The organism is Occallatibacter sp., assembly GCF_049582745.1.
GTDB lineage: Bacteria > Acidobacteriota > Terriglobia > Terriglobales > Acidobacteriaceae > Telmatobacter.
The window spans coordinates 38,377-49,771 of record NZ_JBAUUO010000124.1; the positions used below are offsets into that span (position 1 = coordinate 38,377).

Consider the following 11,395-nt stretch of genomic DNA (forward strand, 5'->3'; position numbering starts at 1 on the left):
GTCGCGAGGAGCTTGACATCGGCTCAGTGCTTCGTCCAGCCGTGCATACCGGCCTCGAAACTGCGGCGGTCGAGGCGGGGCAAGGCGCGCGCCACCTTATCAGGGAAGAGCGGGAAGTGCCGGGTGGCGATGAGGAGTTCTGGAACGCACCAGACGTCTTCGTCGCTGGTCATCCAGTGCCGGTTATCGAGGCGCGCAAGATTCACCGGGGCCGAGTAGGAACGCAACGTGCGTTCGCCGCGCAGGTTGTAATAGTGATCGACGTAGCTGAGCGCGAGTTCGCGCAGGGTGCGGTAAACGGGCGCGCGGAAACGCAGTCCTGCGAAGTTTGACTTGGCGATACTTCCCCACAGGCCGTGCTGGCGGTAGATGGCCAATACGTGGTCGTCGTCGCGCACGGCTTCGAGATCCATCAGCAGCGGGGGATGGCCGTTGACACGCAAAGCCGCGGCGGCCAGAACGGCTCCCTCGAGACAGTGGCCTTTGCGTTCGCGCAACACGCGCTGGGGAGACAACGCCGTGTCTGCGTATTGGTATTCGAGGGCGTCAATAAACTTCTGGATTTGCGAGGGCGTCTTGAGCGCGCGCAGCGTGCGCAGATTCCGAGGCGATAGTCCGATGCTCTCGCGCCCGTTTGGCCGGATTCCGTTTGTGGACAGGTGTCCCCCTCGAAACGCAAAGGATCCATCAGCAGCTTGAGTTGAATATCATCTTACCGAAGATGGACTGCATGGAGAGTGCCCGGGGGAAGGAATCGCTGCGCGTGCCTCGCCGAGATCGTCGCGACCAAATACTGAAGAGCAATTGACACGTAAGCGGGAATTCGACCGCAGCTCGCAATTGGTTGCGATTGTCAGTAGAGAATTCCGAGTTGACCGGTGATCTGACGGAGGCTGGAAATCCGCGCTACATCGGCGTTTGAACTAATCCGGAGCTCACTTCCCGACCTGAGTTCGGTGAGCGGGTCTGCGCCGCATTTGAGCACCCTCAGGAAGAGTTGCGGAGCCGGCGCCAATCCTGCTGGATCGGAGCGTTGAGCACGCAGAACGTGACCGGCGCGCCCTGTTCCATGCCCTGAACGCCGTACGGAACAGTCAGGTGCCCCACGAGAGTCGCGGATAAACACATCCAGGCGACGTCCGAGGGCTGGTAGTCGATCATCAGCGCGTTCGTCGCCACCAGATCTTTGGGAAGCCAATACCAGTCGCTCAACTGAGGGCTAACGACCGCGGGGAGCGATCTCGAGTCGCCGTAGATCTGCAGCGCCCCTGGAACACCGTAATAGGCCGAGATGATGATCGTTCCATTTCGCTCCGGGCTGGGGAGATGGCCGTATATCGACTCGACCTCGTGGGCGACGCCCTCCCATCCCACGCTGTCCGCGAAGAGCTCGTTCTTGGCGTCGAGGCCGAGCGAATGAATCCGGTCCGGCGGCGTGATGGGTAGCGTCAGCTTGGCAAACGTGAGCAACTGGAGCAGGCAGGCAACTGCGACCGCGATCTGGAAGCCGGTGCGCAGCCTCGGCCGCTTGACGCGAGCGATCGCCATGAGCCCTTGAGCAAGGGCCATCGGCACGGTGCCCACGGAGTAGTACGACTTGCCCACGAACATGAAAACGATGAGAGGAAGAAGACACGCGATCCCAATGGGCCGCAGGGTGGCACTGCGAAGCAGCGACACTAATCCCGCCACCCAGAGTGGAATCAGAAAGAAGAGATAGACCACGATCAGGAGCAGGTTGGCGACAACACCTCCGCCGGAGCCCTGATGGTTGACTATATAGAGAAGTGAAGGAAAACCGTTCGCAACCTGCCATGCAAGGTTCGGCGCGCAGATGAGCAGCGCGATCCCGGCAGCGATCCACGGATACGGCGTCCGCAGGTCCGAACGCAGGGCTCGAGTAAGCAGGATGGCAATCCCGATGGCAGCCACCAGGCCTGCGATCGTGTACTTGACCTCCAGGCCTATGCCGAGGGAGAGGCCGAGGTAGATCCAGTTCCTGGGCCGGTGCTCCAGGACCAAGGACAGAAAGCAGTAGAACGCGATCATCCAGGTCGCTTCATCGAACGTCACGGTCTGATAGACCCAGTTCGCGCCGAGGAAGTAGGGCGCCGTGACGGCGATGAGCAGCGCGAGCGCCTGCAGGCGGAGCGAGCCGCCAAGCCGCCGCACGTACAGACCCGAGAGAGCAACCATGAACGCGCCGAGCATGGTCGGGAGTAGGCGGAGGCTCCACGGCGTGGCTCCCAGGATGCCGGTTTCAAGACCTGCAAGTAGCGGGACTATCGGCGGAAAATCGACATATCCGAGGGCCGGGTGACGGCCGCAATCGATGTAGTAGAACTCGTCGGTATGGAAGCCGAGGTTCCCGTTAGTGGCGAGATGCACGGCAAGGACGATCACCGCCGCGCCGCCGTAGAGAAGCGGCGCCACATAAGGCGGCGGATGTCGGGCGGCGGCGTCTTTCATCGGGACCTCCCATAATTTTCAAAAACAGATCAATCGTACATTGGCTCGCTGTCCGGGATGTTAAGTGCATCCTTGATGAGCACATCTCCGCCATGGCACTCGCCGACGCGGATTACTCCTTGAAAAGTCGGCCAGGGGCCGGCCATGGGAACAATTCCAATAGGTTCAGTGGACTTTGGCGGAATGCTCGAGGACCTGCTGAATGTGCACTTCCACTTGTCTGAGCACTGCGGGCGCTACAGCGCAGGCGTCCGTTTCATAGGTGAGCAAGGGCATGCCCTGCTGAATGGCGAGAGGCTTGAGGATCGCCTCTGAGATTCGGAATGGGAGGCAGTTGAACGGCCCGATCAAAATGATTCCGTCGTAGCCCTCGTATTCGGCGTTCAAGCTCCTGCCTACGGTTGGGGTGATTTCACCGAAGATCTGTGGCGAGATGTGTTTGGAGCTCTTCTCGAACGCGGCGACAACATCATTCGGCCTGGATACCAGAAGTCCGGTCTTCATGAAGATCTCACGGTAGTGTTGTTCGGATTTTCGTCCGGACTGATATCCCCACCATTGCTGCAAGTACAGTTGTCCGTCGGGCTCGAGCACCCGTGTGCAGGCTTTGGCCAGGGCGAAACCTCCGGGTTTCATGCCCCAGTTGTTCGCCGTGCCCCTCAGTCCATCGTAGGTGACATAGAGGAAGAGGTCAGTCAGATCCACGGGCTTGAGGATGATTCCACGGTTCGCATACAGGTCGCGGGCTCCATCCATGAAGAACGGGCTGAAGCGCGCGAAGAAGTCGCCGGTGACAAGGACTCGGGGGCAGGACATGGGTTCCCGGCTTCGCGGCAGTGCGGCTAGATGCTGCACAAATCCCGGCAGTTCAAGATTGAACTCGTCGAGACTTTTCGCCTTAGCACGGAGTCGTTTCCATTCCCGTTGGAACCGCTCCATACTGCCGGATATCCCCACGACGCGCAACACATAGTCGATCTCGACAAGGATGTCCGCCAGGTGAATGGCCGGAGAGAGATGTTTCATCAAGATGTACGGATTGAATCCCAGATAGTCGTTTTCCGGCGTGGGGTTGACCATGAACACGTCGGCCAACCGACGTTCGTTGATGAATCGTTCGAAATAGTTCATGTAGGCTTCGCTGACGCAAGGCGCTCCACCGCGCATCATGATGAAGCCGACGACTTCACCGGGCTGACGATCCCGATCGATTTGGAGGAGTTGTCCGATGGAAAGGGGCAGGGGGAGGCATTCGCGTCCGGAGGTTGACTGCAGGCCGAGGTCGAGTTGGCTTCGATCGATGGGAATGACCGGGCCCGGGTGCAAACCAAGCCAGCCGAGGGCCATGGCCGTGGACTCGGCGTGATACTGCGAGAAATTGAGAGGATGTAGTTTGACTCGCGGGTCGGTGAGGGGCATCCGCTCGCCATTCGACGAGACCACAACTCCGCCTTTGACCAACCGGCACGGAGTGAAAGGCTTGGCTAAGCCGGGTTGAACGACGCGATAGTTTTGCACGATATCAAGAAAAGCTTCGAGGCGCGTTTGCACGCCGGCGTCCGCGGTGTGAGCGTCGATTTCGAGGGTCAGATATGGCTTGGATCCCAGTTCGGAGGCAAGTAGCGATTGCGTGAAGGCATCGATCGTGCAACTGAAATTACTGACAGTGAGGAGAAACAGGTTGTGATGCTGCTTTGCGAGCGCGGCCGCATTCAAGATCTGATTCGCGAAATGCCAAACCGTGGGCCCGGCACCGACCGGCATAAGGCAATCCGCGGGAATCACCTGCACTCCCATACTGGAGAGCTTTTTGCCGATGGACTGCGAAGCTTCAGGCGTGTAAGCGTTATAGCTGTGCCCGGCCAACAAGATGGCCGGCTTGTCCGCTGCCAGCGCATTGGCGAGCGCCTGGCGGCCGATCTCAATCAGGGCGCAATCGGCTCTTGTCTGCTCGCCGACGGCTGCGGCCCAGGCTTCGTTGGCCAACTCGCGCGAAACGCCCAACTCGCGCACAGCCATTTCGGTCATCGCCGCATTGGCCGCGTATCCATTGGTAAAATCCAGAACCGGCGCAAGGAATTGGATGTCGGGAAATGCCTTGGCCAGAAAATAGGGACCGGCTTGTGTGATCGGGCACAGATACGAATCCTTGCCGGAGTCGCGTTGAGGCATGCGCGCAACCTGCGGCAGAAAGACCATGTGCACATCATGGTGTGCCAGATCCAAGACTGCACCGTGCGCAATCTGCGCCGGCAGACAGAAGCCTGAATGCGACCTAAGATCGCCCCGCGGATCCACGCCGGACAACACCACCTCCATTCCGAGCACCGAGAAGAAGGTCGAATAAAGAGGGAACAACGAGTGCGTCGTCAACGCGCGAGGAATGCCAATGCGCTTTTCAAGGACTGCGGCCGTCGTAGCATTGGTGTGATTGAACGATTCTTCGATGAAAGATTTCGCGGCTTCAAGTGCCGGTCCAACGTCCCAATAAGAACGCGCCCTGGGCAGAATTCCTGGCTCTGGATGCTTGTATTTGGGGGCGCCATAGATGATCGCTGAGCGTCTTTCCACCAGGTCAGGGGCAGATGCGATACGGGCCTTTCTCTTCCACACATTCTCGTACAGGCTGCAACGTCCGCCGAACGGAAAGCGGCGGCCGGCCACTTCGAAACGCTCAATGCCGCAGCACATCTTGCACGCCCGGCATACAAATCGGCCAACGGGTTTCATCTCTGCAGCCGCCAGAGTTTCGATATCGGTAGTCGCCTCCAATACATCGCTTGACCGGTCGAGCGCGAGCAGTGCCACGCCCAGAGCGCCGAGTAGCTCGGGGTTAGGCGGGATCACCACGGGGCGCCCAACGCGATGCGCAAATGCGTATGCAACCGCCCGGTTCAGAGCTACCCCTCCCTGCAGAAGCACCTTCTGCCCGACCGGGCGCTGCCCTTTGACTTTGGTCAGGTAGTTTTCGGCGATTGCATATACCAGGCCGGCAAGAATGTTGTCCCGCTCCTGGCGTTGTTGTTGAGCGATGCGGATGTCGGAGTTGATGAATGCCGCGCACGTCGTCTTGAATTTCACCGGCGCCGGCGCAGTCAATGCGATGTCTGCGATATCGGAGACATGAACCCCAAGATCGCTTTGTGCGCTCTCCTCGAGAAAAGAGCCAGTGCCCGCGGAGCAAGCGTTGTTCATGGCATAGCCGATGGGCACACCGTTGCGCAGATAAATGTACTTCGCATCCTGACCACCGATTTCAAAAATCGTGTCAGCGTCCGCGGCAAAGTGCGTTGCGCCGGCGGCATGAGCCGAAATTTCGTTGTAGACCTGCTCAGTGCCCAGCCAGGCGCCGATGAGTTCGCGGGCCGAACCTGTTGTGCTGACAAGGCTCACCGGCCGATTGCCCACCTGGTCGATTAGGGCTCTGAGGCACTCACGCACCGCTGCCACGGGGTCATCGCGCGTACGGGCGTAGTGGGAGGCGACAAGATCGCGCGTCGCCGGATTGAGCAGGATCGCCTTGGTGGTCGTCGAGCCCGCATCCACTCCCAAAACCAAAGGACCATCGGGCGGCGCCTGAAGCGGAGGGGCGACCATGACCTGCACCTGGTCTTTGTAGCGATACAAAGGCGGAAGCGTTTCGAAGACAGGCGGATGTGCAATGTGCGGGGATTTATGCAGCGGATTGTCGCGCGTGAGCAGTGCGGTGCCCCATGCTTCGAACCAGGGACTCTCTGGAAGCACAATGAGATCGGCATCAGGCAACTTTTCACGAAGTGTCTGCACCAGGGCTTCGTTGCGGGTGACGCCTCCGATCAACAACACGCGCCGCAGAGAGTTCTGGCTTTTCTCAAGGAGCGCAACCACTTTATTGGCCATGCTGTCGTGGAGCGTGGTCAGGATGTCGGCGGGCGTAGCCTCGTGGCGATTCAGTTTATGCGTCACGTCGGATTTGCAATGCACGGTGCAGCGTGAAGCCAGCGGTACGACTTTTCCGGAAGCCGAGAGCTGAATTGCTGCGTCGATCTCGAGTCCCATGCGGCCGATCAATTGCACGAAGAATTCGCCGCTGCCCGCCGCGCACTTGTTGTGGGACAGCACATTGGTGACTCTTCCATCAGTAAGCGCATAGACCAGAAATGATTCGCCGCCCAGCGAAGCGACCGCGTCAAACTCGCTCCCTACTTCGCGCAATGCGCGTTGGATGGCGGCAAATTCCGAAATGTGGCCGAGATGGCCAGATACCCCGAAATACTCCGCTCCGGCAAACTCGGGCCGTGCGAGCAACTGCTCAAGAACTTCCAGAGGACGTCCCTGATGTGCCATCACTTTGGCATTTTTGACTTGGGACTGGATCGAGGCCACCTTGACCGTCAGTGCGCCGATGTTAATGCCAACGTAGGACATGGCGACTCGGTACTGAGGAAACCAGGTGAAAGAGCTTCGCGGACAGGCGAAAACTGTGAATCCGATCGATTCCAAAATGCATGCGAGGAGCTGTGCGTCCCAAGAGAGGGAAAGGACAGTTCGATCGGAAAATCGAAGAACGACCGCTGTGATGATGCTCGGTATGGGGAATGGGGGAAGTGATCCTGATCACGGTTATGCGCTGAAATGGGCCTAAGATCGACTCCTCCATCCATGATCATCAGCCTGGTGCCCAAGAACCACCTGCGTCCCCATTTCCAGCCGCACTCAAATCGGCATCGCATTTGGAGCTTCACGACTGAGTTTCAGCGAGAGATGACGGATTCGTTGGACATATCTCGGGATTGGTCATCGTATGTCGGCCAGCGCCCATCGATCTGCCTGCAAAGCACTTGGGTTGGGGACATCCGGCCGAAGCACGCATCGAGATGGGAGAAGAGTTCGTTTCAGAGGACGGCCTATCGTTAACCCGCCCAATATTGAGCTCAATCGATAGTATTTCAGGATGGGCAAGGTGCCAATGCGCGCGTGGCTGGTGTTTTGCATTTTTGTGCTCAGCGCCATTGCCTTTCTGGATCGCACCAATATCTCGATTGCCGGACCGCAGATCAGCAGTGAGTTCGGGCTTGGGAACGTGCGGCTGGGTTGGGTGATTAGCGCATTTCTGGTGGGATATGCGGCGTCGCAGGTGCTTGCCGGATGGATCGCTGTCCGGCTGGGGCCGAGGCGTGCGCTGGCGCTGGCAGTGCTATGGTGGGCGGCGTTCACGCTGGGTACTGCGCTGGTTTCTCCGCGATGGAACGAAGCGCTGTGGCTGCTGATCGGGGTGCGGTTCGCGCTCGGAGTCGGCGAGGCGATCATGTATCCGGCGTCGAATCAATTCGTGGCCCAGTGGATTCCAGCGCGCGAGCGAGGCCGCGTGAATGGTGTGATCTTTGCCGGAGTCGGAGCCGGAGCGGGATTGACTCCGCCCTTGCTGGCCGCGATTATTGCCGGGCACGGATGGCGCGCGGCTTTCTGGTTCAGCGCCGCGGTTGGAATAGTTGCAGGCGTGGCATGGTACCTGATTGCGCGCGACACGCCGGAAGGGCATCCGCTTGTGTCGGCCGAAGAATTGAGAGAGATTCGCGCTGGCATGGTCGAGGTTCCGGCGGTAAGGGCCAGCGTTCCGTGGAGTGCGATTCTGCGCAGCCGGACTTTGCTGCTGCTGACGTTTGCATGCTTTTGTTTTGGCTATATCGCCTGGATATTTCTTGGATGGTTTTATCTGTATATGGCGCAGGCACGCGGCGTGGACCTGAAGACAAGCGCGATCTACACGATGATTCCGTTTATCGCCATGACGGTTTTTTGCCTGGCGGGCGGAGTACTGGGGGATTGGATCGCAGCGCGGCATGGACTGCGGACGGGGCGCTGCGTTCCCGGATTCTTTTCGCTGCTGGTAGCGGCGGGTTTGCTCATTCTGGGGTCGCGTGTGGGGAGTGCGCCGGTTGCCGCGGTGACGCTTGCGGCGGGTGCGGGGGTGCTCTATATTTCGCAGAGCTCGTACTGGTCGGTCACGGCGGATATTGCGGGTCAGCATGCGGGGGTGGTGTCAGCTGTGATGAATATGGGAGCGCAGATCGGCGGGGCAGTCACGGCATCGCTGACGCCGTGGATTGCGTTGCGATTCGGATGGACGTCTTCGTTTCTTGTAGCGGCTTTACTGGGGGTGGCGGGTGCGATCGCGTGGATCGGGGTCGATCCGGAAACCAAGATTGGCACGGCTCTGAGTGCAGGGCGAGCCGAGGATCGGAACGCAGCGCGGGCGTGAGAGGCGGTGCATGACGGCTACATTGCATGCGCTACCATGGAACAAGAAGCCGAGGGCGCATGTTTGTGGTGGTGTGGCAGTTTGAGATTGCCGAGGAACAGGTATCTGCCTTTGAGGCAGCCTACGGGCCGGAGGGGAACTGGGCGCAACTGTTTCGCAGTTCAGCGGAATATCTCGGGACGGAGTTGCTGCGCGATGCCTATATTGCGGGATCGTATCTGACGATCGACCGGTGGGCGAGCGAAGAGGCGTTTCGGAGTTTCCGCAAGAAAAACGATGCGGCCTATGAGGCGCTGGACCGGACGTGCGATGCGCTGACTTCGCGGGAGACGCGGGTTGGGGCGTATACGGTCTGAATGCAGAATTTCGGGGCGGGAAAAGCTCGACCGTGATGGCCGCCACAGAGGTGCCAAGATCTTCACCATTTCTTCGCTTTTTATGTATCTATTGGATGTTCCATCCTGCTACAATCCCCTCGAAATCCAAATAGCCGCCGCGTGATTTCGTCGTTTCCACAAGCCGCGCCAAGCGAGCATTTCTAGAGGAGAAATATCTAATGCCTATTGCCGATGAGCGCGCAAAAGCGGTCGAATTAGCCCTCAGCCAGATCGAAAAGCAGTTTGGAAAAGGGTCCATTGTCCGTCTTGGATCGCGGGAAGCGTTGGTTCCGATCTCAGTGATCTCAACCGGATCGATCAGCTTTGACGCTGCGCTGGGCGTGGGCGGCGTGCCGCGCGGAAGAGTGATTGAGGTTTTCGGGCCGGAGTCATCGGGCAAGACGACGATTACGTTGCAGATCATCGCTGAGGCGCAGAGGAACGGCGGGCTGGCGGCGTTTGTGGATGCCGAGCATGCGCTGGATCCGGGATATGCCAAAAAGCTGGGCGTCGATGTGGACAATCTGCTGGTTTCGCAGCCGGATTCGGGCGAGCAGGCACTGGAGATCACGGAAGCGCTGGTCCGCTCGGGCGCCATCGACGTGCTGGTAGTGGACTCAGTAGCGGCGCTGGTGCCGAAGGCGGAACTCGACGGCGAAATGGGCGAGTCGCACATGGGTTTGCAGGCGCGGTTAATGTCGCAGGCGCTGAGGAAGCTGACCGGGACGGTTTCAAAGTCGCGCACGTCTTTGATTTTCATCAACCAGATCCGCGAGAAGATTGGCGTGATGTTCGGCAACCCTGAGACGACGACGGGCGGTCGGGCGTTGAAGTTTTATTCGTCAGTTCGGGTGGACATTCGCCGTATTGCCGCGATCAAAGAGGGCGATGTCGTCACGGGCAACCGGACCAAGGTGAAGATAGTGAAGAACAAGGTTGCCGCGCCGTTCCGCGAGGCCGAGTTCGACATTCTCTATGGCGAAGGCATCAGCCGGGAAGGCGATGTGCTTGACCTGGCAGTGGCCAACAATATCGTCGAGAAATCGGGTGCGTGGTACAGCTATGCCGGCGAACGCATCGGGCAGGGGCGCGAGAATACGCGCAACTTCCTCAAAGAGAACAAGGATATCTTTGCCAGGATGGACGCCGAGGTGCGCAAGGCGCTGAACATCGGCGCGCCCAAGGCGGAGGTGCCCGAGGTTCCGGTGGCTGGGCCGGCCGAGGCCAAGGAAGCGGTACGCGCCCGGCGGGGATAGGAACCGCGGAGCCGAGGTGAAGGCGGTCGAAATGTTGGCCGCCTTTCTCTTGAGCTGACGATGAATGAATGATAATGTATGAATGTATGTATTGAGGGATAAATGACGATAACCGAGATGACAAAAAGGCACGTTATCGTGCGATACGTCGAACCCGCTCGACAGAAGGGCGAGGAACTGCTTCGCATTCGAGTGGGGAGCGTTCAGAAGGAACTTGGTTGGACAAATCGGGCGTCTTCTGTTTTCTCGACCTTGTCGTCGCGCTCTTTTCAGAATGAAGCCGCTTTGGAACTCATCGAGAAGAGCGGGGGTCCAGCTTCTGGAGGGCCAAGCACGACGGTCGAATTCGTCTATCGCATTTTGCCATCGTCGAAGGGGTCAGCGTCTACGATTTCAAACATTCCGGAGAGTTCGGGCTTGATGGATCTTTATGGCATCGGTGCTAATGTGTTCAAGCAGCTAGGCGGGGGCGAAGTGTATTTGAAGCGCGAAAGAGATGAACTTAGATTCCCCGCTGACGGATATCCTCGTTCCGGTGAGAGTGCATGAGCCGTATTTACTGGGACTCAATGCTCTTCATTTATCTGATTGAAGGCAATCCGATGTATGCGCCGCGCGTCAAGGCGATCCACGAAGAAATGATGCGCCGAAGAGATCAGCTGGTAACGAGCGTTTTCACGCTGGGGGAAGTTTTGACGGGACCACGAAAGGTGGGAGCACAGAGCGTCGTTGATCGAATCCGACAGTTTTTCATTAAGAGCGGGAAACTAGAACTCTTGCCCTTTACCGTTGGAACTTCAGATCGATACAGCATGATTCGCGCGAGTACCGCTGTGACTCCTGCCGATGCAATTCACCTGGCTTGTGCGGCGGAGTCCGGCGTGGATCTTTTCATTACGCATGACATGAAGCTCCAAAAACTCGCAATTTCCGGGATTCACTTTATTACCGGGTTGAATACGAATCTGTTTTAGTCTTCTGAGAACACCTTGCAGCCAAGCACAGATCTATGCGAATCGCAGCGCTTCCTGGAACGCGGGACGGATGAAGTT

At 58.6% G+C, this 11,395-nt stretch carries 7 protein-coding genes; 4 read left to right on the plus strand and 3 right to left on the minus strand.

From position 1 onward, the window contains the following. Nucleotides 1-23: 23 nt before the first annotated feature. From WCA10_RS17510 to WCA10_RS17520, 3 genes are all read right to left on the minus strand, one after another. Nucleotides 24-515: a hypothetical protein gene (locus WCA10_RS17510; protein ID WP_472823802.1), complete on the minus strand. Its 492-nt coding sequence runs from the start codon at nucleotides 513-515 to the stop codon at nucleotides 24-26. Between the two features lie 472 nt (nucleotides 516-987). Next, nucleotides 988-2,469, minus strand: coding sequence for an ArnT family glycosyltransferase (locus WCA10_RS17515; protein WP_472823803.1), 1,482 nt, complete (start codon nucleotides 2,467-2,469; stop codon nucleotides 988-990). A gap of 165 nt (nucleotides 2,470-2,634) precedes the next feature. Next, a complete protein-coding gene (locus tag WCA10_RS17520) occupies nucleotides 2,635-6,876 on the minus strand; it encodes an acyl-CoA dehydratase activase (RefSeq protein WP_472823804.1) in 4,242 nt (1,413 codons plus the stop codon). Between the two features lie 526 nt (nucleotides 6,877-7,402). On the opposite strand from WCA10_RS17520, the gene WCA10_RS17525 reads away from it, so the two are divergent. The 4 genes from WCA10_RS17525 to WCA10_RS17540 all read left to right on the plus strand — a co-directional run bounded on the left by WCA10_RS17525 (nucleotide 7,403) and on the right by WCA10_RS17540 (nucleotide 11,317). Beyond that, entirely contained in the window at nucleotides 7,403-8,710 is a 1,308-nt protein-coding gene (locus WCA10_RS17525; protein ID WP_472823805.1) for an MFS transporter, read from the plus strand. A 59-nt stretch (nucleotides 8,711-8,769) separates the two neighbouring features. Continuing rightward, nucleotides 8,770-9,066: an antibiotic biosynthesis monooxygenase family protein gene (locus tag WCA10_RS17530; RefSeq protein WP_472823806.1), complete on the plus strand. Its 297-nt coding sequence runs from the start codon at nucleotides 8,770-8,772 to the stop codon at nucleotides 9,064-9,066. A 206-nt stretch (nucleotides 9,067-9,272) separates the two neighbouring features. After that, nucleotides 9,273-10,343 (plus strand): recombinase RecA, encoded by a 1,071-nt coding sequence (gene recA, locus WCA10_RS17535; protein WP_472823829.1) that lies wholly within the window; start codon nucleotides 9,273-9,275, stop codon nucleotides 10,341-10,343. Between the two features lie 545 nt (nucleotides 10,344-10,888). Continuing rightward, nucleotides 10,889-11,317, plus strand: a complete 429-nt coding sequence (locus WCA10_RS17540) for a type II toxin-antitoxin system VapC family toxin (protein ID WP_472823807.1) — start codon at nucleotides 10,889-10,891, stop codon at nucleotides 11,315-11,317. Nucleotides 11,318-11,395: the final 78 nt, after the last annotated feature.

Coding starts and splice junctions, on each gene's coding strand:
- WCA10_RS17525 (WP_472823805.1), top strand. CDS start 7,403: ATGGGCAAGGTGCCAATGCGCGCGTGGCTGGTGTTTTGCATTTTTGTG.
- WCA10_RS17530 (WP_472823806.1), top strand. CDS start 8,770: ATGTTTGTGGTGGTGTGGCAGTTTGAGATTGCCGAGGAACAGGTATCT.
- WCA10_RS17540 (WP_472823807.1), top strand. CDS start 10,889: ATGAGCCGTATTTACTGGGACTCAATGCTCTTCATTTATCTGATTGAA.
- WCA10_RS17515 (WP_472823803.1), bottom strand. CDS start 2,469: ATGAAAGACGCCGCCGCCCGACATCCGCCGCCTTATGTGGCGCCGCTT.
- WCA10_RS17520 (WP_472823804.1), bottom strand. CDS start 6,876: ATGTCCTACGTTGGCATTAACATCGGCGCACTGACGGTCAAGGTGGCC.